At 44.1% G+C, this 25,343-nt stretch carries 17 protein-coding genes and 1 pseudogene; 9 read left to right on the top strand and 9 right to left on the bottom strand.

What is annotated here, in order from left to right:
- The first annotated feature begins 67 nt into the window (after positions 1-67).
- From RIC07_RS15330 to RIC07_RS15320, 3 genes are all read left to right on the top strand, one after another.
- Positions 68-2,755: an AAA-like domain-containing protein gene (locus RIC07_RS15330; RefSeq protein ID WP_446395294.1), complete on the top strand. Its 2,688-nt coding sequence runs from the start codon at positions 68-70 to the stop codon at positions 2,753-2,755.
- 545 nt (positions 2,756-3,300) lie between these two features.
- Complete coding sequence (locus RIC07_RS15325) at positions 3,301-4,692, top strand: AAA family ATPase (protein WP_446395293.1); 1,392 nt, start codon at positions 3,301-3,303, stop codon at positions 4,690-4,692.
- Between the two features lie 14 nt (positions 4,693-4,706).
- Positions 4,707-5,312: an RloB family protein gene (locus RIC07_RS15320; RefSeq protein ID WP_446395292.1), complete on the top strand. Its 606-nt coding sequence runs from the start codon at positions 4,707-4,709 to the stop codon at positions 5,310-5,312.
- A 174-nt stretch (positions 5,313-5,486) separates the two neighbouring features.
- Here RIC07_RS15320 and RIC07_RS15315 read toward each other — a convergent pair whose 3' ends face one another.
- Positions 5,487-6,983 carry a glycosyltransferase gene (locus RIC07_RS15315; RefSeq protein ID WP_446395291.1) on the bottom strand — a complete coding sequence of 499 codons (1,497 nt, stop codon included), beginning with the start codon at positions 6,981-6,983 and terminating at the stop codon, positions 5,487-5,489.
- A gap of 202 nt (positions 6,984-7,185) precedes the next feature.
- The gene (locus RIC07_RS15310; protein ID WP_446395290.1) at positions 7,186-7,347 is read right to left on the bottom strand and encodes a hypothetical protein; all 162 of its coding nucleotides are present in this window, start codon (positions 7,345-7,347) and stop codon (positions 7,186-7,188) included.
- 507 nt (positions 7,348-7,854) lie between these two features.
- Between RIC07_RS15310 and RIC07_RS15305 the strand changes: the two genes are divergently transcribed.
- Entirely contained in the window at positions 7,855-9,735 is a 1,881-nt protein-coding gene (locus RIC07_RS15305) for a transketolase (protein ID WP_446395289.1), read from the top strand.
- Positions 9,736-9,969: 234 nt separating this feature from the next.
- On the opposite strand, the gene RIC07_RS15300 is transcribed toward RIC07_RS15305, so the two are convergent.
- The 7 genes and pseudogenes from RIC07_RS15300 to RIC07_RS15270 form a co-directional block, all read right to left on the bottom strand.
- A complete protein-coding gene (locus RIC07_RS15300) occupies positions 9,970-10,488 on the bottom strand; it encodes a helix-turn-helix transcriptional regulator (RefSeq protein WP_446395288.1) in 519 nt (172 codons plus the stop codon).
- Positions 10,485-10,931, bottom strand: a pseudogene (locus RIC07_RS15295) (DUF6932 family protein). Before RIC07_RS15295 ends, RIC07_RS15300 begins: the two are co-directional and overlap by 4 nt.
- Before the next feature lie 152 nt (positions 10,932-11,083).
- Positions 11,084-11,599, bottom strand: a complete 516-nt coding sequence (locus RIC07_RS15290) for a helix-turn-helix transcriptional regulator (protein ID WP_446395287.1) — start codon at positions 11,597-11,599, stop codon at positions 11,084-11,086.
- A gap of 92 nt (positions 11,600-11,691) precedes the next feature.
- The gene (locus RIC07_RS15285; protein ID WP_446395286.1) at positions 11,692-13,230 is read right to left on the bottom strand and encodes an Eco57I restriction-modification methylase domain-containing protein; all 1,539 of its coding nucleotides are present in this window, start codon (positions 13,228-13,230) and stop codon (positions 11,692-11,694) included.
- Positions 13,227-14,189, bottom strand: coding sequence for a XamI family restriction endonuclease (locus RIC07_RS15280; protein ID WP_446395285.1), 963 nt, complete (start codon positions 14,187-14,189; stop codon positions 13,227-13,229). The genes RIC07_RS15285 and RIC07_RS15280 overlap by 4 nt, the downstream gene beginning before the upstream one ends.
- A 100-nt stretch (positions 14,190-14,289) precedes the next feature.
- Complete coding sequence (locus RIC07_RS15275; protein WP_446395284.1) at positions 14,290-17,025, bottom strand: GAF domain-containing protein; 2,736 nt, start codon at positions 17,023-17,025, stop codon at positions 14,290-14,292.
- A 900-nt stretch (positions 17,026-17,925) separates the two neighbouring features.
- Positions 17,926-18,798 carry an S-methyl-5'-thioadenosine phosphorylase gene (locus RIC07_RS15270; protein ID WP_446395283.1) on the bottom strand — a complete coding sequence of 291 codons (873 nt, stop codon included), beginning with the start codon at positions 18,796-18,798 and terminating at the stop codon, positions 17,926-17,928.
- A gap of 81 nt (positions 18,799-18,879) precedes the next feature.
- On the opposite strand from RIC07_RS15270, the gene RIC07_RS15265 reads away from it, so the two are divergent.
- The 5 genes from RIC07_RS15265 to RIC07_RS15245 all read left to right on the top strand — a co-directional run.
- Positions 18,880-20,130, top strand: a complete 1,251-nt coding sequence (locus tag RIC07_RS15265; RefSeq protein WP_446395282.1) for a WD40 repeat domain-containing protein — start codon at positions 18,880-18,882, stop codon at positions 20,128-20,130.
- A 195-nt stretch (positions 20,131-20,325) separates the two neighbouring features.
- Positions 20,326-21,255: an Rpn family recombination-promoting nuclease/putative transposase gene (locus RIC07_RS15260; protein WP_446395281.1), complete on the top strand. Its 930-nt coding sequence runs from the start codon at positions 20,326-20,328 to the stop codon at positions 21,253-21,255.
- Between the two features lie 129 nt (positions 21,256-21,384).
- Positions 21,385-23,253, top strand: a complete 1,869-nt coding sequence (locus RIC07_RS15255) for a protein kinase domain-containing protein (protein ID WP_446395280.1) — start codon at positions 21,385-21,387, stop codon at positions 23,251-23,253.
- Positions 23,254-23,350: 97 nt separating this feature from the next.
- Positions 23,351-24,772: a WD40 domain-containing protein gene (locus tag RIC07_RS15250; protein WP_446395279.1), complete on the top strand. Its 1,422-nt coding sequence runs from the start codon at positions 23,351-23,353 to the stop codon at positions 24,770-24,772.
- Positions 24,773-25,129: 357 nt separating this feature from the next.
- A partial coding sequence (locus tag RIC07_RS15245; RefSeq protein WP_446395278.1) for a hypothetical protein occupies positions 25,130-25,343 on the top strand: 214 nt, incomplete at its 3' end.

Below are 25,343 nucleotides of genomic sequence, written 5' to 3'. Positions count from 1 at the left end.
TTAAACCAGAGCAACAGTTATTAGAGGATGAATCAAAGTAAATACCTAACCAATAGTAGAATAAATTATGACTAATTCTCCTTACCAAATCGGTGGGAGTCTTCCCGAAGATGCCCCCACCTATATTATCCGACAAGCGGACACGGAACTCTATGAAGGGCTAAAAACAGGAGAATTTTGTTATGTCCTCAATTCTCGGCAAATGGGAAAATCCAGTTTATTAGTTCGCACCATGCAAAAGCTATCTACGGAAGGATTTGCCTGTGCTGCGATTGATTTATCTGATATTGGTAGCCAATCCCTGGATCAGTGGTATGGCGGTGTAGCCTATCAGTTATTGAATAGCTTTAATCTGTTCAATCCCCTAGAATTTATGGACTGGTGGCAAGGGCGAGACTGGATGTCTCCGGTACAGCGATTGAGTGAACTTGTTTCCACGGTATTGCTGAAAGAGTTATCTCAACCTATTGTTATTTTTATTGATGAAATCGATAGTATTCTCAGCTTGCAGGAAGCTGCCGATGACTTTTTTGCCTTCATTCGCGCCTGTTATAATAAACGCGCCCAAAATGTTGACTATCAGCGGCTTTGTTTTACCCTAGTTGGAGTCGCTACGCCATTGGATTTAATTAGTGATCCCACCCGCACCCCCTTTAATATTGGTCGGGCGATAGAGTTGCAAGGGTTTCAATTCAAAAATTGTCAACCGTTGATTCAGGGATTGGCGGGAAATGTTCATGATCCTGAAGCTGTATTACACGAGATTTTAGACTGGACAGGTGGACAACCTTTTCTCACCCAGAAACTCTGTAAAGTCGTGGTGCAAGATTCAAGCTTAGTTGGGGGCAATCACTCGACTATCAATGATTCAACAGACGATTTTAAGTCACCCTTAATTGGGCAAATTGTTCAATCCCAAATTCTAGAAAATTGGGAATCTCAGGATGAACCTGCCCACATCAGAACCATTCGCGATCGCATCCTCAAAAATGAGCAATTTGCGGGTCGATTATTAGGACTTTATCAGCGCATTTTACACCAAGGAGAACTGATTGCTGATGATAGTCCAGAACAAGCCCAATTATGCCTCAGCGGATTAGTTGTGCGCCAAGGGGGAAAATTACGAGTAAAAAACAGAATTTATCAGTCAATTTTCACCCCCAATTGGGTAGAAAACGCCCTAGCTGAATTACGTCCCTACAGTGAAGCGTTAACCGCTTGGTTTGCCTCAGATTGTCACGATGACTCCCGATTATTGCGCGGACAGGCTTTACAGGATGCTCAAGATTGGGCGACGGGGAAAAGTTTAAGCGATCTCGACTATCATTTCCTGGCTGCGTCTCAAGAAGCAACCCTGGCACAGTTACGACAAACCGAAAGCCAAAATCAAGCGGAAATTAAGCAACTGCGTCGCGAAAAAGAATTACTGGAAGAATTGACCAAAGAACAACAGCAACGAAAATTAATCCAAGCGAAATTAAATCGGGAACAGCGGTTGAGATTCCAATATGTCACTGGTGCAGCGGCGGTGATTATAACACTATTGATGGGTGTATTTTGGGTTAAACCCTCGATTGAAGAACGGAATACTAAAATTAATACTCTGAGTTTATTATCCGAATCCCTTTTAGCCACCAATCAAACGCGAGATGCACTCATCGAAAGTATTCGCGCCACCAAAGAACTTAAACAGTCCCTTGGCGTGACGGCGGATACCAAAATGCGGGTGATTATGGCATTCAATCAAGCGATTTCAAGTTTCAGTCAGCCGAATACTTTACCCGGACATGCTTCTGGTGTGACTCAGTTTCGGTTTAGTCCGGATAGTCAGATGTTGGCTGTTGCCTATAAGGATGGTACGATAAAGCTATGGCATCATCGGAGTGATCCCGATAAATCTAACCGAGTTTATATTTTACAGGAAGCGGGCGATCGCATCCTTAATCTCAGCTTTAGTTCCGATAGCCAAACCCTCGCCAGTGCTAGCGCTGATGGTACAATTCAAGTTTGGGATCAAAAGGGTCAACGACAGGGAACTGTAAACGTTGATGCTGATACGATAACCAGTATCAGTTTTAATCCCAACCGTCAACAAATTGCCGTTAGTACCGATAAGGAGATTCGACTGTGGCAATATCTGGAGGATAAATTATCGCAAACGTTAACTCGTCCCCATGTTTCCCATGTCCGTTTTTCCGCCAACGGTGATCAACTAGCAACCGTGGATCAGGAAGGCGCGATCGCACTGTGGCGGTGTCGGGATGGTACGTTACTCCACACCTTTCATACAACCAACGATGCTATTATCGATATCCAATTTAGTCCTAATAGTAAACTTATTGCCTCTAGCAGTACAGAGGGTACAGTAAGACTCTGGCGTAAAAATGGCACATTGTTGAATATCTTACAACATACCAAACCAGTCACCAGCTTTAGCTTTAGTGCGGATAACCAAATGCTAGCCACAACAAGTACCGATAACCGCGTCAGACTCTGGCATCAAAATGGTACATTACTCAAAGCCTTACCGAGTCATAAAAATCCAGTCGCCAAGGTTAGCTTTTCCCCCGATGGTGAACAATTAGCATTAGCGAATCCGGATGGAACAGTTAGCTTGTGGAATTTGAATCTGAACCACCTGTTGCAGCAAGGATGCATTAGCTTAACCAGAAACGACAATCGTGTTCAACCCAAGACTGATTCTGATGCATTCCACCTTTGTCAAAGGTACACTCCTGTCAATATAGATAGATAAACCTTAACCTGTAGGGTGGGTTAGGCGGTATTCAATTGAGGCAACAAATCATTTAATGATGACTCCGCCGTAACCCACCACCTTATCCTTTATTCTTAATCTGTAGGGTGGGTTAGGCGGTGTTAAGTTTAGGAAACAAATCATTTAATTCTCGCTCCGCCGTAACCCACCACCTTATCCGTTATTCAGGGTTAACAAAAGATGAGGGCTAGTCAACAAAATTAATAGATTTCCCTTTCACGATAATCAGGTTAAAAGGGGTGCGTATGATGGAAAGCACGTAATGTTCAGGAAGCGCGAGGGCGTTAGGTTACTCAAAAACGAGGCTGTACTAGGTTCTAAAGACCCAAACTCTCGTTGACCTGCACCCGATACAACCAGTGCTGGTGAGTGCGATCACCGCGAAAGCACTATACAATCTACACCAAGAGGTATAAATTGCTCCATGATCAAGGATTTAGGAGATTTTTTCTCCTAAGATGCGGTTTTAGCGTACTATAGATAGGATAAGTAGTGGGATACAGAAAGCCTTTAGGTGAAAGATCATGCTAATCCAACTAACCCTACAAAACTTTTTATCTTTCAGAGATGAAGTTACGTTCAGTATGCTAGGGGTTAACAGTGACCAACAACATTTAGAACATCTGGCTAACAATGCAGCTGGGAAAGATCGCTCACTGCTACCAATCGCCGCAATCTATGGGGCAAATGCAGCAGGTAAATCAAATCTCATAGAGGCTGTACAATTTGCCAAAGATTTAGTTGTAGAAGGAACTAGAAGCACTCAAAAGATTCCATTTATCCCATTTAAACTGGGTAATTGTAGTCAGAGATCAAGTAAATTTGAGTGTATATTTACGTATCAAGGCATCCAATATTCTTATGGATTTAGATTGAATAGAGAACAAATACTTGAGGAATGGCTTTATGGTGTTCCTCATGATAAAAAACAGGAAATAATGTACTTTGAACGCATTACTTCTTCAAAAAAAGAAACAAGCTTGGATTATGGCACACCCCTTAAAGGTAGGAGTAATAAACGTAAGCAATTTCTTGATTTCGTGGCTGAAGGAACTCGCCCTAATCAGCTTTTTTTAACAGAAGCGATTGACCGCAATGTTGATGTATTAGTTCCGGTGGCTAACTGGTTTAGAGAAGCACTGACTATTATTCCAGCCAAGGCTGACTATCCGGGATTAGAAGTGGGCATTCTCAGTGATGAATCATTTATCGATTTTATCAGTGAATTTCTTCGATTTGCCGGAACAGGTATTGATTCGATCAGCACTGAGGAAGTTGAACTCGACATTGATTATCATTTTCCAAATATGCCTAAAATTGTCATAGATGATTTAATACAAGAACTTAATCAGGCGGATAGAGAAGCACTAGCAATAATAGGGAGTAATAGTCGAGGTGAACGGTATTTAATTCGCAAAAATAAAGATGGAAAATTAGGGCTAATTCAATTAAAAACTCAACATCGAAATGACAACGGCAATCTGATTGATTTTACGATTGAAGAAGAGTCAGAAGGCACGCAACGTTTGCTTAATCTTATACCGACTCTTTTTCTTTTGAAGCAAGAATCTGAAAAAGTCATTTTTTTAGATGAACTTGATAGACGATTACATCCGCTACTTTCTCATTGTTTTGTACAAACAGCAATAAACTGTAGAGAAAAAAGTAATCAATTAATTTTTACAACTCATGACACTAATCTACTCGACTTAGATTTGCTGCGACGGGATGAGATTTGGTTTGTTGAAAAGAATCAACAAGGTGCATCAAGTCTTTATTCTTTAGCAGAATTCAAAATTAGACCTGACTTGAAAGTTGAAAAAGGTTACTTAAACGGTCGTTTTGGTGCTATTCCTTTCTTTGGAGACCCACAACGTTTAGGATGGTTTGGTTGTGAAACTGATTTGTCTGTCTAAATCAGCTAGAGCTAATGAGCAGAATCAATCGAACCAAGCTACTGGATCGCCAGCATGATCGGAGAGATGCAAAGCTTTTCATCGTTGCGACTGAAGGGGAAGTCACCGAAAGGCAATATTTTGGTATGTTTCATAGTACTAAAATTAAAGTAGAAGTTCTGGCTACAGGAGATGATCATAAGTCCGCTCCTCAGTATGTTTTAGACCGTTTAAATGACTTTAATGAGAAGTATGATCTAAACGACGATGATATGCTTTGGCTGGTATTTGATGTAGACCGTTGGTCTCCTAAGAATTTGAGTTTAGTTTGTCGGGAAGCTAAACAAAAAAATTATCATTTAGCTATCAGCAATCCCTGTTTTGAAGTTTGGTTGTGCCTGCACTTTGCCGATTTAGATCCCCTGGATAAAAGCTGCCAGGATTTCAAGGCAAGGCTAAAAATCCTTTTAGGAAGTTACAATAGTAGTAAACTTAATCTATCTTTATACGAACCCAAGATTGCAGATGCGGTAGCTCGTGCCAAGCAGCTACATTCAACAGCGATACAAAACTGGCCTCCTACATCAGGAACACACGTATATCGGCTCGTTGAAATTCTTCTACAAAGCTTGAATAAGTAACTTAAGATCAATAGCACTAAAATAAGCATTTTGGAATCACCGAAACCCTTGATATACCGTAGAGTGAACACTGCCCATCAGCCTTATAGCACTGAGCGGTGGTGTGTTTACACATTAAAAATGGAGGCTTTATCATGACTGAATACAACGCCTCTACAATGAAGACAATGACGCTTAGAAATAGAGTTCCTTTAACTCGTCCAACGATACATCATTTTCAGGTCGCGGATCACGAAAATAGCGATGAATCGGCAACAATTCATCAGAACGACGGGCGTTGGGTGAGGCGACAATTTCCTCGATTAAATTCAGATAATCTATCGCCGTTGTCTTCCAAGTGTAATAGTTCCATACATGCTGGCGACAGGCGTTGTGCAACCTCTCCCACCGTTGAGGATCACAAAGGACTTCTTCTAAACCCTGGGCAATTGCTGCTGGATTCTCTGGATCAATGAGAATACCATAAACCTCATCTCCCTCTCGTAAACTCTCCCTTAAACCACTGTTCTGAGTCACGACTAATGGTAACCCAGCTAACGCTGCTTCTATCGGACCCAATCCAAAAGGTTCGTGGTGAGAAGTGAGGGCAAATACAGAATGACGTTGGACAAAAAACCGATAAGCATCAGCGAGTGCGGGTTGATCGGGGAGGCTAAAGCCACTGATTTTACCCCGTAAGTTATTATTGTTCACCACTTCGCGTATGGGAATAAGTACCTCCTTTTCTGCTGTATGATTGCTAACAGCTTCCCGTAGTGGGTTGTCTTCTCCCTGAGTAAAAATAACCAAATTAGCTTTTTCTTGCAGCATTTCACTCTCAGCAAAGGCTTGAACTAAACCCAGATGATTCTTTTTCGGCGCTAATCGACTCGCCGCGATAATCGCAGGCAAATCTCGTCGCTCTTCTTCAATATCCCGCGCTAATCGTTCTTGAATTAACTGATAGGTTTCTTCCTCGTTTGGGGAACAGGATTCAAGATCGAACAATGAAGGGTCAACTCCCGGTGGAATTTCGGCAAAACGAGCATCATCATTAACATCAACTGCCCCTCGATAGGCAGGATGAGCGTATTGTTTAAACCGTTCTTGATCCGTTGTACTGGTAATATTTACAGCCGAGCGATTCATACTCAACCGTTCAGCCACAATGCGGCGTCCGAAGTGATAATACTCATCCATTTCTGGCATATTTTCGGGTGTAACTTCCAGTTTATCCATCTTCAACGCCCCCAGAGAATGAGCAGTAAAGGTGAAGGGAATACCCACTTCGGCTTCAATTAAAACCCCAGATATGCCACCATCAGCATAATGGCTGGTCATCACATCAGGGAAGTTACCTTCTTCTTGATAAAATTGCAGGATATTGGGTATCCAGTCTCTCACCAGATGTGACCAGAGTAATTCTTTGCGGAGAAATTCTTTGGGTCCCGCAGGTAAGCGGATAATCCGAACATTGGGCGTATCGGGATAGTGATCAAATTTCTCGGAAAATTCAGACCACTCTGGGTCAATAATCTGGCGAGTGATAATGTCTACGTTATGACCATGCTTTGCCATCTCCACCGCCACATTTTTCACATAGATGAGCTGACCCCCAAAATCTGGATGTTCCGTCCAGTAACTATCATGGCGGTCAAAGTTACCTTGTGGGTTAAGAAATCCAATATGCATAATAAAAACTCACTAAAATTAAATTAATTCGTCCATCATACCCGTAATGATTTCGACACAAGCATTACCCTTGTACCCCCTCCCTCATCAGTAATGACGATGCTACTGAACTTGATCTAACCGGGACAATAGTTAGCCAAAAAGCCTCCTCTCATTCAGAAAGGAAGCTTAACTTATTGATTAGGATAGCGCTGGTTGGCGGCTATTTAATGCGCTGCGCCAGTAACTCTTGGGCTTTATGAGCGCACTCGGCATTCTGCTTTTTAACATTTTGTAAAAACTGAGCCAGTTCCTGATCACCAGTTTGCTCGGCATCCTGGATATACTCATCGTAAGTAGCGGCACCATTGAGCATGTGATACAACACACTAACCAGGTTATAGTTTGTGTTCTGTACTCCTGTAGCTTATTCGCTTTGAGTCGGCATTTTAATTCTCCTTATTTTTTTATCGTTCAATTTCTTTCTCTAATTGAGGCTTTGGCTGATTAAGGCAAGCCATTTAACTTAACCCGACTTTACCACCGAAGCCTTCACTAGGGTAAAACTCCTCAGCGAGGATATTCGTCACTCCTAAGATAGATAAGATATCAATGCTATTTTTATGCCATAAGGCAGACGTAAAGCAGGCTTCAAATTTATTAAGGTTATGGTTGCCCTAGTCAGGGATCAGATATTTAGAACTTAGCTCAATAGCAATTCCTTGTTTAGCTATCGATTGATGACGTTTCCTCTAGATTTGGGCATGATTTCTAATTTTTGTTACATCACTATCAATATCGCTAATCTAAGCCTTACGAATCTAAGGCTTATTTACTGAAGTTCAAGGAATTTCAGAAATTCCCCCCTTGACGTTCAATAAGAAGAATAACTATGACGACCCAGAATCAATGGCACGAACTCGCTCAACAACTGCGCGTGGATAGTATTCGCTCCACGACGGCGGCGGGTTCCGGTCATCCTACCTCCTCCATGTCGGCGGCGGATTTAATGGCGGTGTTCATGTCCAAGTATTTCCGCTATGACTTCGACAATCCCGATAACCCGAATAACGATCGCTTTATTCTCTCCAAAGGACATGCTTGTCCCTTACTCTATGCTATGCATAAAGCGGCTGGGGTGATGTCAGATGAGGATATGATGTCCCTGCGTCAGTTTGGCAGTCCGGTTCAAGGTCATCCAGTTCCCGTTCTCCCTGGAATTGAGGTGGCTACAGGTTCTCTGGGACAAGGCTTATCCGTTGGTGTCGGTATGGCATTGGCTGGAAAGTACCTGGATCAACTGCCCTATCGGGTTTGGGTACTTCAAGGTGATAGTGAAACGGCTGAAGGGTCAGTTTGGGAAGCCTTTGATCACGCTTCTTACTATAATCTGGATAATCTGATTCTGATTATTGATGTGAATCGCTTAGGTCAACGGGGTCAAACTGAACTGGGCTGGAATACCCAAGCGTATGCAACCCGGGCGAGAGCGTTTGGTTGGCACGCGATTGAAATCGATGGTCATGATTTTAAGGACATTGAGCAAGCCTACGGTGAAGCACTGTCCATTCATAACCAACCTGTGGTAATTATTGCCCGCACCGTGAAAGGAAAAGGTGCCTCTGTGGTGGAAAATCAGAGTGGTTGGCATGGTAAGAATTTGGACGATGAGAAAGCAAACGCGGCAATTGAGGAATTAGGCGGTCAACGCAATATTCAAATTTCCGTCCCTAAACCAGAGGAAGAGGGAGAACCTGCCATCATTGGCGAGACGCAACCCTTAGAACTTCCCAGCTACGATGAAGGCGAGAAAGTTGCCACCCGTACAGCCTACGGTAAGGCATTAGCCGCCATCGGCGCATCGCGATCGGATGTGGTGGCGCTTGACGGAGAAGTCAGTAATTCAACCCGCGCCAAATTCTTTGCCAAAACCCATAGCGATCGCTTCTTTGAAATGTTCATTGCTGAACAGCAGATGCTGGGAGCGGCGATGGGATTGCAAGCACGGCATTATAAACCGTTTGTCTCTAGCTTTGGTGCGTTTCTGAGTCGCGCTTATGACTTCGTGCGAATGGCAGCGATTTCTCGTGCCAATATTAAGTTATCGGGGTCTCACGCCGGAATCTCCATTGGTCAAGATGGACCCTCGCAAATGGCACTAGAAGATTTGGCATCTATGCGGGCAGTTTGGAGTAGTACGGTTCTGTATCCCTGTGATGGTAACCAAACCGCTAAACTGGTGAGTCAAATGGTTGACCGGGATGGAATCGTTTACCTGCGGACAACGCGGATGAAAACGCCTGTTATCTATGAAAAAGCGGAAGAATTTCCCATTGGTGGGAGTAAGGTAATTCGGGGTAGCGATCGCGACCAAGTGACGGTGATTGGTGCCGGGGTAACGTTGCATGAAGCGTTAAAGGCGTATGATCGGCTCAAACAAGAGGGTATCACTGCCCGGATTATTGATGCCTATTCGGTTAAACCCATTGATACAGAAACCCTGCATCAAGCCGCACAAGATACCGAAGGTAACTTAATTGTCGTTGAAGATCATTGGCTTGAAGGTGGCTTAGGTGCCGCCGTACAGGACGCCTTTGCTGGTGTTGATACCGCACCCACCTATCAAGGTCCCCAACTGCGGTTAATTAAGTTAGCGGTACAAAATATGCCCGGTTCTGGCAAACCCCAAGAACTCATGCACGAGGCAAAAATTGACGCCGATGCTATAGTTGCAGCCGCGCGATCATTAGTTAAGCAACCCGTTGGTGCGTAACTCATATCTCGCATCATTCGCGTTAATCAGCCAGTGGTTTAAACCACTGGCTAAAAGCGAAAGTCGTCTAAAGACGACTGGATAATACTTTTAATCTGAAGTTCCCCCAGCCAAAAAATCGGAACTGCCTCATTGTGCGGCTTTCCGCTATTTTTTAGTAGCTGCCATGCTTATGTACAATCGCGCTCAACCTTGATGTAGCGTGGGTTTCCACAGTGACTCACTACCTACTTTTTATGACGTTTGAGTTGCCCTATTCATATTTTTATTTCGCCATTTTTCTACACTTATTTTAACCGCTTCTATTTCCTCAAAATCTACCTGCATCACAGCCGTCTCAAATTCCACACCCAACGCTGCGCTAACTTCCAAAATTTCTACAAAACTAGCACATTGATAATCGGTGTCTTCATACTGCTGAACTCGTTGCTGCTCAATTCCCAGCAAATCAGCCAGTTCGTTTTGGCTCATTTTGGCAGCTATCCTGGCTTTAATTAAAGCATCGGGCAGCTTATTCAAACTCTCAACTTTAATTTTTATCGGCTGGCTATTGTCACAATTAATCAGTCTTTCATATTCAGTAATTTCGGCTTGTAAAGCCATGAGATGCGATTGTTTTACATCACGAGAAAGCTGCAAATCATCAGGCTCTTTCTGCTTAAGTGCTTTATCTTCATCTAACATCTTGATGGAATATTCAAATTTTTTGGCACATTCTTGGCTGTATTCATACTGCTTTTTATTTTTAATCATGATTCCCACCTCAATAAATCTATGGCAATAATCCCTTTGGAATTGAACTGTCTATCTCGCTGAAAAAATTCTAGAGAAGCTAACCCGTAATCTCCTACGGGTTGATCTGAACGAAAAAGTTCACCTTTATACGTTGATTTCTGGGCGCTACGATCTAAATGATTTAGTAATCTAGGGGCATTTTTGCGGAGATAATCGTAATCCATATCTTCCGGCTCCCAACAGGCATCAAAATCACCAGGGTTGGGTTTACTGGTAACAAAACTACCATCAATATAAATAATTCGACAACCTGCGGCTTTTAATTTGGTCATTGCCAGTTCCAAACCATCTATCATGTTCTGTCTCTTCAACGTTGTACCAAATCTTTACTGAAACTCCTCCCACTCGCAAAAATGAACTCCTGGTGGTAGATTGCCGTTCTCATCGAATTCTGGAATCACTTCCTCATATCATGTCCGGTCAAACACCCCTAATAAAAACCCCTAAAACCTTTGTTGCTACAGTATTGCAATTATGGGTAATCGTTAGGACATGATATCACACCTGTGTCACCAATCGATTGTCCGGCTATTAAGTGTATCACAATTATCCTTTATGACGTTTTAGTTGCCATATTTATTTTTTTATTTCGCCATTTTGCTACATTTTTTTTAACCACTTCTATTTCATCAAAATCTACCTGCATCACAGCCGTCTCAAATTTCACACCTAACGCTGTGCTAACTTCCAAGATTTCTACAAAACTAGCACATTGATAATCGGTGTCTTCATACTGCTTAACTCTTTGCTGCTCAATTCCTAACAAATCAGCTAGTTCGCCTTGGCTCATTTTTGCTGCTATCCTAGCTTTAATTAAAGCATTGGGCAGCTTATTCAAACTCTCAACTTTAATTTTTATCGGCTGGCTATTGTCACAATTAGTCAGCCTTTCATATTCAGCAATTTCTTCCTTTAACTCGTTAACTTGACTCTGATAGGAGTCTCTATGAAGCTGCCAGCGTACTGGTTCAGCTTTCAAGCTCTCATTACTATCCAATTCGGCGACAGACTGTTCAAAGCGCCGCAACCAATCTAAGGAGTAGTGATATTGTTGCTCATTTTTTATCATTATGGTATCCACCTCTGTAACTCTATAGACAGAATTCCTTTGCGCGTATTTGTTCTTGTATAAAAAATTATCTTTATACCTCAGACAGCCTTTTAAATGGGTATAACATCAAAAACCTTTTCAATCAGAGTATTACCCAATTCCCTGGGTTCCAGCTTATGCAACCCACCCCCATACACACGCCCCTCACCCATCAGCGCCTGATCAGAAATCTGATTTAGAGCCTGCCACATCTGTTTATGTAATTCAGGCTGATCCAAAAGTGCTTGAGCCAAAATCGGTAAGGGATACAACATCAAATAGACATTCGTAGCCGTTGCCCTTGAATGATTTAAGATAAATCGAAAAGGTTTACCTCTACCAGTATCGCAACGCCCCATATAGGTACACAGAAAAGGAGAAGACGGACGCTTTTCCTGAGAATACCAGGGAGAACGATGCTTGCACAAATAGCGATCGCGAATTCCCTGCTTTACTCCCCTCTGCAAATAGTCCCAAAGCATCGGATACTTGGCTTTCACCTCAGCTGGGGGCAAATCGCACGACAGCAGAAATAACGGGTTTTCAAGCATCGGATTTCCCCAAGGATCAGCTTCAATTTCATCAACGCCTAAAAACCGAGGACTGGGCAAAATTGGCTTGAGAAACTCCTTGGGCAATTGATAATCATAAACTTGCTCTGCTTTCAACACAAAAAAACGATTCGCTCCTGTTGCCAACCCCCGTTTTATAGTAAATAAATCTGATAGCTTTAATGGCTGCTCTGGAGAATTTCTCCCAGCCGACACCAACCCAAACTGAGTCCACTTAGCGGTTTTGCGTAGCGACTTGACTGACATCATCCGGGACATCTTAGGTGCTGTCAAACTCCCCTGATAGGTTAATTTGACAACATGGTTCGCGGGTGGCAAAGCTTTCTTAAACCAAACCATAGCCGATGTGCAGAGTGCATCTTCAAACTGTACATCAGTTGGATCGAAACAATGAATCCGTAACAACGTAACCCGGTTGAGCAAATAATCCTTAATTGGTTGCCCATAATTCACATCCATAAACCCCGTAGGAATCAGCCAACCAGCCAAACCATCGGGAGCCATCCAAGCATCGGAAATACACAAAAAATGGCAGTAAAGACTAGCCAACTGGCTGAGTTTTATTCCCGCTATCTCCTCGGTGACTCGTTGTAATCTTACCTTGTCAACCCGACTTAAATGATGATGGCGAACATAGGGAGGATTACAAATGAGCAAATTAGCTTTAGCCAAGTCCGAGTTAGGAGGTACAGCCTGGGTGAAGTCAGCAATATACAGTTGAAGTGACGCTTCGCACCAAAGTTTTATCGCTTCATTCCCGTAATGAGAATCAACTTCATACCCTACTGCCTTAACAATTTGCGATGGGAGAAATTGCTGTAACAAAGCCGAGTAAAACGCTCCTGTACCAAAAGCGGGGTCAAGAAAACGAATTTTTGGGTCTGTGGGTAATAGCCTCTTAGCATATTTGATAATATCTGCTGCCAGCACTATCGGTGTAGCAAATTGACCCAACTTGTTTCGTTCCGCCTGGGTTTTCGCTCCATCCAGTTGCGATTGTCTCCACGCCCGTCTTAATTCTGTCGTCCTTAAATTCATATCCCAAACAGCGCTAAATCATCAATCCGATGTTCCCACACCCAGTCAATTCCTTCTGCCGCTTCGTACCCCAAATAACCGCTGTCGAAATAGCCGCACAGAAACAGAATAAAACGGACATTATTGCCATAGTTACTTCTCAACTGAGCCATTTTAGCAGCTTCTTCTTTGCGTCGCTTATTGGGATTAGTATAGTCCCCAGCAGATTTGGCTTCAATCAGCAAAGGTAGCTCACCGGGACGGGTTTGAAGGGGCATGACTACCACATCAATCGGGATATTAATTTGTTTAGTACCTCCCTGTAAAAGTATGGGAATATTTAGACGAAACGCAAACGTTCCTGGCTGCATTCTCTCAAAACTTAACCGAGTTTCTCCGCTAATATAGGAGTAACCATGTTGCTCCAGCCATTGCCGAATCGCCGCAAGCTGTCTTTGCTCTTGAGCGTTGCGAATAATTGGGTCAGAAATAGCACCGCAGAGGCGATCGGCTACAATAGTAGCTGCTCGGTTAACATCTGTATCAGTCGGTTCTTGCCCACTCTCCAACCAGGAGAAAATATCTCTATCAATCAGTCGGGTAATAATTTGACTGATTTTATCCAATCCCGCCTCTAGAGTAGCACTATCTAACCGAGGTGGAGTACGTTGCTTCTCCTCCATGTTTTTGACCAGATTAGTTGATACCCCAGCTAAACCAATCAAGCGATCGCGGGCTATTGGTGGTGCTGTCGCCATCCGGAGGATGGGCAAAACTTCTGGATGCTGCCGAAGGACAGTGGGTGTAATAGTGGTGAGATTCGCTGTAAAGATTAAGGCGGATTCGACTTGTTGAGTTGTCGTAATGCGAGTGTCGCGGTACGCTTGGGGAGCGAACTGCATAAACCAGTTATTGTAAAAGTCTACCGACTGAGCGATATCCGGTTTCCACAAATGGGGTTTGTCGGCATTGACTGACACTTTATTACCTTCCTAGCAACTTTCCTACAGATAATTAAGAGTATCAAATGTTCCTACAAATCTGCTCGCCATAGTGCCATGGCATGTCTCTACCTGAATCCTAAGAACTGGTAACTTGCTGAATCGGAATCTCGATCCAAAATTCAGTCCCTTTCCCTGGTGTGGATGTACAGTTGAGAATACCATGATGATGTTCGACCACAATTTGATAACAAATGGTCAATCCTAAACCCACTCCTTGTCCAACCACTTTAGTGGAAAAGAAGGGATCAAATAACCGTGCTTTTATCTCATCCGTTATTCCCGGTCCATTATCGGCAATTTGAATCGCAATCCTTGGACAGTTCGGTAACGATGGTTTCTTCTCCTCTGTCTGGATATCGAGCTGAGAGTCTGGCTGGTGAGAGGAATCCGTGGAACATTCCAATACCCCCGTGCGAATAGCAATAATCGGTGCAGGATAATCGGGATTATCTTTAAAAGACTGCTCCAAAACATCGATCGCGTTGTTGAGAATGTTCAGAAACACCTGGTTAAGCTGTCCAGGATAACAGTCTGCCTGAGGCAAATCGCCATACTCCGTCAGCACTTTAATCTCAGGCTGGTTCCCTTTGGGTTTGAGGCGATGTTGCAACATCAGTAAGGTACTCTCAATTCCTTGATTTAAGTCAGCCTGTTTCATCTCGGCTTCATCCAGGCGGGAGAAGTTGCGTAAGCTGAGGACAATAGAACTAATCCGATCGGTTCCCCGTTGCATAGAACGCAGCAGTTTGGGTAAGTCATCGGCGATAAAGTCAACATCAATGAGTTCCGCTTGCTCCGCAATAGCCGCCGCCGGATTGGGGTAATGCTCTTGATAAAGGCGTACCAGATTCAAGAGGTCATAAAAATAGGCACTAGCGTAGGTTAAGTTATTGTGAATAAAATTAACTGGATTATTCAGTTCATGTGCCACACCTGCCACTAATTGTCCTAAACTGGACATTTTTTCACTCTGCACCAGTTTGGCTTGGGTGGCTTGAAGCTGGTTTAGGGTTTGTTCAAGTTCTTGGGTTTGGGCTTGGGCAATCTCAGCGCTTTCACGGGCTTGGGTGTAGAGGGAGGCTTGATCGAGTGCGATCGTTAGTTGAGCGACAACCGCTTGCAATAGTTCCACTTCACTATTATCCCAGGGACGTTGTTCTGTCCCGTGAATACAGCTAATCGCGCCAATGTCTCCCGCCCGGGTTTTAATCGGTAGGGACAAGATTGAGGTATATCCCTGTTGGGTTAAAAACTGTTTTAGGATCGGGTCATCACAAGTTTCCACATCATCAACCTGAACAATTTCTCGCTTGAGAATCCGCTGGGCAAGGGGGGCAATTTGCTCGGTTGAATGTTGACCGATAGAGCTGGATAAATCAGGTGTTCTGGCTTCTTTGACTACATCCCAATGGGGGGGTTGTGCTTTGAGTCGATACCAGAGAAATTGACAGCGATCGATTTTGAGTAGCGTGCGAATCGATTCTACTGCTGTTTCCAGGATAGTATGAAGTTCTAGGGAGTTGCGAATTTGATTGGCAAGCCCAAAAAGCAGAGATTCGCGACGGCTGAGTAGTTCTGAACGCGCCCAATATTGGTCAATGGCAACGGCAATGGCATTGGCAACCCAGCTAAAGGTACGCCGAGATTCTGAGTTGAGGGATTGATTTCCCAATAGCATCATGCCACTCATCAGCCGATCTTCTACCACCGCCGCCAGTGCGGAAATCCGGCTGTGGCTGGGTGGAGCGGGGGTTGTCGGCATCGCCGGGGGATGGGTTAATCGGGAAAGGCGGGACCCTAAGCCCAAGGGTTTAAATGGGTTTGCCTGTTTTGCCACGGCTAAGGGGTTCATTTTCAAGGCGTGAGGTGTGGCTTTGGGGCGTGATTCTCCGGCGGGCTGGGGTTGACGAATCTCCCGCGAGACAACGACAAGTTCGGTTACTTGATTGGTTTGAGGATGGCGTATCGGATTGATCGTGCTTTCTAGCCACCGATAATCGCCGCTTTGATGACGGATGCGGTAGCGAATCGGCTGCTGGTGTTGGCAATCCGTGGGGTTGGAGTAGATCTGTTTAATCGCGGTGACATCTTGAGGATGCACTAACTCGTCAATGGAATGTCCCACCAACTGATCAGATTCGTATCCTAAGAGGGTACGACAAGCGGGTGAAGCATATACATAGACCCCATCTGTCCGATGTTGAGAAATCAGATCGGGAGACTTCTCAACCAGTAATCGGTAACGGCTTTCTCCCTGATTCAACTCCTGCATTGCCTGTTGGTGATGCCATTGTTCCAGTCGCAGGGCAATTAAATTCGCGATCGCGCTGGCAAAGGTTTTGTCTTGAGGCGTCCACTCCCTCGGACTGGATAAGCTTTGTTCGTAGCTAATCATACCGATCATCTGTTCGTTTTGCCAGATCGGTACATCCAATCGCCCCAGCAATAGGGGATTGGTAAGACAACAACACGTCTTCGGTAATATAGGTGGACTGATATCTTTTCCCTGGTTTTGTCCTGGGGTTTTGTCCCAGCCATGATAGTGTTTACCATTCTCATACCGTTCCACACAATTAAGCTGGGAAGCTGCATCGTTGTACAACCATACACTGACTCGCTCAGCGTCTAATGCATCGGCGGCGGCTTTTGTCAAGTCACAAATTACGGTGGTCAAATCTCCGGCGTTGAGTCTCTGAGATTGAGTCAACTCGAATAACACCATCGTTTGGTTTTGCCAACGTTTGGTGTTGTTAATTTGAGCATCGTTTACCAATTCCTTTGAACCCCTACTCTGCTTTCTAGTTGCAATCACTTAATCTATTTGTATTAGCAGCAGCATCCTGAGTAATAATTTGGTTGATCTGGGAGTTGAGTTCGGTGAGATAGCAACATTCCCTCAAAAAATTACTCACATATCGCATAGATGTTCTCTCTCCTCTTCCGGGTGGAAGCAGCGACTTTCGAGCGTTAGTCCTCAGCCGCTATTCCCTACACCCTGTCTTTGGTTTCTTCCCACTACTCGGTTGAGATTACAGAAATTTACGACTCTCTTAATACATAACCCTAACCTAAAACGCTAGCAACGTCAGCTTTTGCGTAAGTAACTTTTTTTTACCTGTCATATAAATTAATTAAACCTCCCAGGATCGTGAGCGATTTACTCAGACTATCCTCTGGGAGATTGCTCTCACTACAGCCAACGTATTACGAAAATTTTATTTTGTATTACAAATAATGTTGTATGAGATAGTTGAATGAGAGAGTCGAGGGACACATAAGCGTCTGAGTTATGAATAGTAGATGCACCCTGTTTACCCAACCTCTGTTAACCATCTCTCAACCAGGGTCGGAACCTGTAGCTAACAGAGGCTTTCTGTAACAACGGCGATTTGAGAAAATCTTTTGATGCCGCTGTAATACAGTTGGGTCATACGAACCATCATACACAATTGGAAACGTGAATATGGGTATAAGTTTACGTTTGTTAATATTACGTTGTATTACGCAAACTTTCTCAGTCTGGCAGAAGGGGTGAGGGGGAGATGAGGGAGATGAGGGAGATGAGGGAGCAATGTAGAGACGTAGCATGCTACGTCTGGGAGCTGGGGGAGCTGGGGAAGAGGACTACCAATCAACAATGAACCATGAACAATCAACAAACGACGAATGACAAATGACGAATGACAAATGACAAATGACAAATGACAAATGACTACAAGTATTTTTGCAAGAAGAGGCTTAACTTCTGCTTCGTCGCCTCTGGCGCTTTGTCGAGTGGAGTCAAAATCGCGTACTTTAACGCTGAGTGTGCCTCGGATGGGGGTGGATTTTGGGCAAGACGCCGCACGGTTTCTTGAATCACCTGTTGAGCATTCGTCGCATTGCGCCGTAAATTGCCAATTACCATTTCTACGGTTACGCTGTCATGATCGGGATGCCAGCAATCATAATCGGTGACTAGGGCTAAGGTGGCGTAGGCGATTTCTGCTTCTCGCGCTAGTTTTGCCTCAGGTAAATTCGTCATCCCAACCACCGTTGCGCCCCAACTCCGGTAGAGATGGGATTCAGCTTGAGTGGAAAAGGCGGGTCCTTCCATACAGATGTAGGTGCCACCGCGATGCAGGGTGACATCAGTTAACTGTAAGCTAGCCACCGCATCAGCTAAAACCTCGGCGAGTTGATGACATACGGGTTCAGCAAAGCCAATATGCGCCACAATCCCCTCACCGAAAAAAGTAGATACACGATTTTTGGTGCGGTCAATAAATTGATTGGGTATGACCATATCTAAAGGTTTGGCTTCTTCCTGGAGGGAACCCACGGCTGAGGCGGAAATCAGGTATTTGACGCCCAACTGTTTCATCGCGTGGATATTGGCACGGAAGGGTAATTCAGTGGGCATGAGATGATGGTTACGACCATGACGGGCAAGAAAGGCAACGGTCGTTCCTTCTAGAGTGCCGACAATTAAAGCATCAGACGGCTTTCCAAAGGGGGTATCGAGTTGCACCTCTTGCACATCTTTGAGGGCATCCATTTGGTAAAGTCCGCTACCGCCAATAATACCAATCGTTGCCTGTACCATTCTGCCTACCTTTTGCTGCTACAATGCCCAGATATTGTATCGGGAAATGGGTCGCGATCGCTCAATTTGAGTTATTCCCTTATGAGTAACCGCCACTGGCTAAAGATTACCGAATACCTTTTCCTCGCTGGTTCAGGATTGGGAACGGTTATCGCCGCCGCCACTCAGCAGGCGGTTTACGCCGCCGCACCAATTACGATTACTCTGGGATTGAATTTAGCTAATCGAGGGCGATTTGATCAGAAGACTCATCAACAGACAGAAACCGCGATCGCACTCCTCCAGCAACGAGTTACTAACTTAGACTCTCTCCAATCCCAACCTGATCAGCAGATTGCACAATTACAGGGTGCGATCGCACAATTCCCAACCCCAGAACCCAATTCTCCCACGATTGAGCCTGCTGTAGAAATTCAACCGCTTTTACCAGACACCATTCCCCGATGGCAATGTGTCAACACCCTAACCGGAAATTTAGCGCCAATTACCACGCTGACTCTTCACCCAAACGGGCAAATTATCGCCACTAACACGATTAACAATACAATCCAATTGTGGGATATTCAAACTGAACAAAAACACCTTATCCTTAAAGGACATTCCCAGCCAGTTTTATCCATTTCCTTTAATCCTCACGCACAAACCTTAGCCAGTGGGAGCGCGGATCATACGATTAAGCTGTGGGATACTCGTACCGGACAGCAGAAACGCAGTCTAAAGGGCTATTTTTACTATTTTCTTGCCGTCGCCTTTAGTCCCGATGGTTTAACCTTGGCGAGTGGGAGTGCTGACTGTACCGTTAAACTTTGGGATGCTAATACCTTAGCCCAAAAACGCATTTTTAAAGGACATGGGGACAAAGTTCATACCGTAGCCTTTAGTCCCGATGGACAAATCCTGGCGAGTGGGAGTCGGGATGGCATGATTAAACTCTGGGATGTGCGTTCCTCTGTTCGCAACGATACGATCACACTCAACGGACATCAAAGGGGAATTTATGCGGTCATATTTAGCCCCGATGGACAATGGCTGGCGAGTGGAAGTGCAGACTGTACGATTAAATTATGGGACATGAGAACTGGACAGGAAAGGTATACCTTAACAGGACATACTGATGAGGTTCGCTGTCTTGCCTTTAGTCGGGATGGGAAAACCTTAATCAGTGGAAGTTGTGACCAAACCCTGAAACTCTGGAATCTGGAGGATGGGGAGTTAATTAGCACTTTATCTGACCATGCGGGTGCAGTGACATCGGTGGTTTTCAGTCCCGATGGGCAGCGATTGATTAGTGGAAGTAGTGACAAAACAATCAAGATATGGCGTAGGCTTTAGGAGTGCGATCGCGCCTGAACTTCAGTCCGGTCAGCCTTGCGTCGCGATCGCGATTCTATCTGTCAATAACTTGAGAACATAATACAATATTTTATAGTCCCCTCTTATCTATAGCTAATCTCAAGAATTGTAAACTCTTTTCTTTGATGTTACCCCTATTACTCTGTAATTCCATAAATAAAGTAGGTGCTATATATGATTTTCATTAACCCCAAAACAGACTTTGCTTTCAAAAAAATATTCGGTTCTACCGATAGTAAAGACATCCTGATTAGTTTTTTAAATGGGCTTCTATACGAAGGTAATCCAACCATCGAAGACTTAGAGATTATCGATCCGTATTTGCCGCCGAGTATTCCTGGTCTAAAAGACACCTTTCTAGACGTTAAGGCGAAAATTACTGGAAATAAAATCGTTATCATTGAAATGCAAGTTTTAAATGTCGTTGCTTTTGATAAACGAGTTGTCTTCAATGCCGCTAAAACCTTTGCGACTCAACTTAAATCTGGGGAAGGATACTCTAAGCTGAATTCTGTCATTGCTTTAACAATTACAGACTTTCAGATGTTTCCCCATCGAAATAAAGTCATTTCCCGATTTACTTTTGCCGATATGGAGGATTTATTCATATATCCGGAACATCCTTTAGAATTGATTTTTGTAGAGTTGCCGAATTTTCAGAAAGATTTAAATGAATTGGAAACATTAACCGATAAATGGATTTATTTCATGAAACAAACGAGCAACTTAGACAGTGTACCGGAAACAATGGATGAAGTTGCTGCTATTCAGAAAGCGTTTAGAATTGCTAATCAAGCGAATTTAAGTATGGAAGAGTTGGAAACGCTAGAAAAGCAACAGATGTTTCTAGAAGACCAACGTGGCGCTATTTTGAAAGGCATTGAACAAGGTTTAGAACAAGGTTTAGAACAAGGTAAACAAGAAGGAGAAATTGGAATAATCTTACGTTTATTAGAACGTCGTATCGGAGAGATCGCGCCCGAACTTCAAACCCGCCTGCGTCAATTATCTTCTGGGCAATTAGAAGCATTAGCCGATGCTGTCCTAACGTTTACTGATGTTACCGATTTAACCAGTTGGTTGCAAGATCATACCCCGAGTTAAATTGAGAGTAAGAAGGAACGCGATCGCTGTCTTTGTCGGCAGAGTGGGGAAGGTTTATGATAGATGCAGTACACTCCTGCATTCCTAGAGATAATACCGCCTTGGATTCAATTGTAATTTGGACAAATTATGAGCTACTGTCTCAACCCTAAATGCCTAGAGCCTCAGAACCCCGATGGTAATCGATTTTGCCAAAGTTGTGGGTCAAATTTACTATTGAGAGAGCGTTATCGGGGGCTTCGATTGATTGGACAGGGGGGATTTGGTAGAACGTTTTTAGCTGTGGATGAGGATAAACCGTCTAAGCCCCATTGTGTGATTAAACAATTTTATCCTCAAGCTCAAGGAACCGATACTGTCCAGAAAGCGGCGGAACTTTTTGAGCAAGAAGCGGTGCGTCTTGATGATTTGGGCTACCATCCCCAAATTCCAAAACTGTTTGCCCATTTTAATCGGGATAATCGCCAGTATTTGGTACAAGAATATATTCCGGGGTATGATTTAGCTCAAATGTTAATCGCTCAAGGTGCTTTCACTGAACAGCAAATTCGAGACTTACTCAATAGTTTGCTGCCATTGCTAGATTTTATTCACAATCATAATGTTATTCATCGGGATATTAAGCCAGCCAATGTGATTTGTCGTTCTTGCTCCAATTTCCAGGGAGCCAGGAAAGGACAACTGGTACTTGTGGATTTTGGTGCGGCTAAATTTGCCACGATTACTGCTCTCACTCGCAAAGGAACGATTATTGGTTCGGCTGGCTATGCGGCACCGGAACAGGCGTTAGGTCAAGCGTTTTTTGCTAGTGATTTGTATAGTCTGGGTGTTACTTGTATTCATCTGTTGACTCGACGCCATCCCTTAGAACTTTATTGTGTGAATGAGGGAGATTGGGTATGGCGAGATTATTTAACTACGTCCCTGAGTCCGGAATTAGAGCAAGTTCTCGATAAATTGTTGCAACGTCCCGTCCGGCGGCGCTATCAACAAGCGCGAGATGTTTTACAGGACTTGAATCCTGATTCACCGAAGACACGTCACCGCTATTTTGCCCAACTTCAAACGTTAACTATACCGACAATTCATCAACTTATTCCTCAGAAAAAAACGTGGAAATGCATTCATACGCTCATCGGTCATTCAAGTTCGGTTTGTTCAGTGGCAATGAGTCCTGATGAACAATGTCTGGCGAGTGGAAGTTTTGATAAAACGGTTAAATTGTGGAATCTTCAGACAGGGGAATTGTTGCATACGCTGATCAAACATATAAAACCTGTGTTGTCGGTGGCGTTTAGTCCTGACGGTCAAATTTTGGCGAGTGGTAGTGTGGATGACACAATTGAATTATGGCATTGGCAATCCGGTTTTGTAAGTTGTACGATCGCGGATTATTTCGAGGCAAGAGTGTCGATATGTTTGGCGATCAGTCCTGATGGGAAATTCCTGGCAAGTGGTAGCGATCGCCAAGTTATTAAAGTATGGCATATTGATACAGGTAATTTACTCTACACCTTCCACCATTTACGCGGGATTAATTCAGTTACCTTTAGCCCGAATGGACAATTTTTGGTGAGTGGAAGTAGTGATAATACGGTGAAGTTATGGTGTCTGGATAAGGGGGAATTAGTAAATACTTTTACAGGTCATGAACGGGATGTCAATTCTGTGGCGATTGACCCTCAGGGGAAAATACTTGCCAGTGGTAGCAGCGATACGACGATTAAATTATGGCATTTAGGGAATGGTAAACTCCTGGCTACTCTCAGAGGACATGGGGATTGGGTGCGAACGGTAAGATTTAGTCATAATGGACGAATGCTGGTTAGTGGTAGCGCTGATGCCACAATTAAGTTGTGGGATTTGCATGGTGGTAAAGTGGCGGCGACGTTAGCGGGACATACTAGGGATGTGAATTCGATTGCATTGAGTCAAGATGGAGAGATGATTATTAGTGGGAGTGGTGATGGCACAATTAAGATTTGGCGATATCAATAAGATTGTCATTTGTCATTTGTCATTCGTCATTTGTCATGGGTTAAGAAACGGGGAAAATAGAATTTATAATTTATAATTCAGATAATTCGTAATTTTCATGGATCAGCTTAATCAGTATTATGTGATTTTGGGACTGCAACCGGGTGCGTCTTTAGAGGAAATTAAACAAGCCTATCGGGAATTAGCTAGACGTTGGCATCCGGATCGTTTTCCTGATGATCCACAACGACAAGCTAAAGGACAAGAGAAACTTAAAAAAATAAATGAGGCTTACCAAAATCTGAAGTCATACACTCCGGTGTTACCTCAGCCAGAAGTTAACCAGGATGTGGATGGGACAAGCTATTACCAGTGGGGAATGGAACTGGCAAAGGATTGTCAATATCAGCAAGCAATCGACTATTTTAGTAAAGCTATCTGGCTGGATGTTGACTTGGTTAAAGCCTATAAATATCGCGGACTTGCGTATTCTCAACTGGGCGAACACCGACATGCGATCGCGGATTTTAATCAAGCGGCTAGTTTGTATTGGCAATACCAAGAGTTGCGAGACTATCAAGATGTCCTTTTCTGCATTAGTAAGCTACAAAATGTAGTCTTGCAGCCACTCCAGCAGAACTGGCGCTGTGTTCATACCCTCAAAGGTCATACTTACTTTGTCTACGCCGTTGCGATTAGTCCAGATCGAGAAACAGTGGTTAGTGGTAGTACAGATGGAACCATTAAGTTATGGGATGTGCAAACGGGAAAGGAACAGCAAACTCTCAAAGGACATGCAGGTAGGTTTGGCTATGTTCAATCTATTGCGATTAGTCCCGATGGGCAAATTTTGGTGAGTGGGGGGAATGATAAAACGATTAAACTTTGGCAACTTAGTACCGGGAAGGAACGGCGAACCTTAACCGGACATTCAGGTTTATTTGCTGGGGTTAAGTCGGTGGCAATTAGTCCCGATGGTAAGTTAATTGCCAGTGGTAGCGATGATAAAACGATTAAACTTTGGTCTCTGGTTAAGGGGCGAGAACTACGCACATTTAAGGGTCATACTGCTGGAGTCAATGGGGTGGCGATTAGTCCCGATGGCAAGATTCTCGCTAGTGGGAGTAGCGATAAAACGATTAAATTATGGCAGGTGGGGAAGGCGCGGGAATTGCATACACTTACAGGTCATACTGATACTGTAAATGGGGTAGCATTTAGTTCCGATGGGCAGATTCTTGCCAGTGGGAGTGCCGATGGAACGATTAAACTCTGGCAACTCAGTAGTGGACGGATACTGCGAACCTTAAAAGGGCATCATGATAGCGTAACGACAGTGGCATTTAGTCCCGATGGGCAGATTCTTGCTAGTGGTAGCGCTGACAAAACGATTAAATTGTGGCAGGTTAGAAAAGGACGGAAACTTCGCACCCTCAAAGGTCATGCGGCGGCTGTACATGCCGTGGCGATTAGTTTAGATGGGCAAATTCTTGTCAGCGGAAGTGCGGATAAAACGATTAAGATTTGGCGATGCGATTGAATGATGAATTTGAATTTCCTCCCCTTGACAAGGGGAGGGTTAGGGAGGGGTTTTTCTTCAGGTATTGCTTTCTGGTAGAATCTGTCATGCTGAGCGAAGCGAAGTATCTAAAGGCGGATTTTGTTGGTCAATTATTGGGTTGAATAAGGGCGGGTTTTGTTGTTCAGTTATCAGCTCTTAATTAGCGTTAGTCCCTAAACCATCCGTGTCAACTTAAGCTCAACCCCTCACCCCCAGCCCCTCTCCCAAGCCAGCCCTCACCCCCAGCCCCTCTCCCAAGCTTGGATACTGCTGGCGAATCAGGGGTCAGACCCCTCACCCACATCCCTCCGCTGCTCTATTCCTTCACGTCCATTCATGGTTTACGTTGAGAGGAACCCCATCAGCTTGCGCCCTCTAGGGGGTAATCGATGCATTACCCACATCTTTATTAAAGATTGTGCGATCGCGTCACGATCTGGCAAACCTTCGCGCAATTGTGTAGTCCAAGTCAGTAAAATTGCTGGTTTACAGATGCGATCGCGTTTCGGGATGGATTGCCTCACGCTTATGTATCAAGAGCCAGAGCCGT

This window comes from Coleofasciculus sp. E1-EBD-02, from assembly GCF_040218245.1.
Lineage (GTDB): Bacteria > Cyanobacteriota > Cyanobacteriia > Cyanobacteriales > Coleofasciculaceae > Coleofasciculus.
This window is presented reverse-complemented; position numbering and strand designations above follow the sequence as displayed.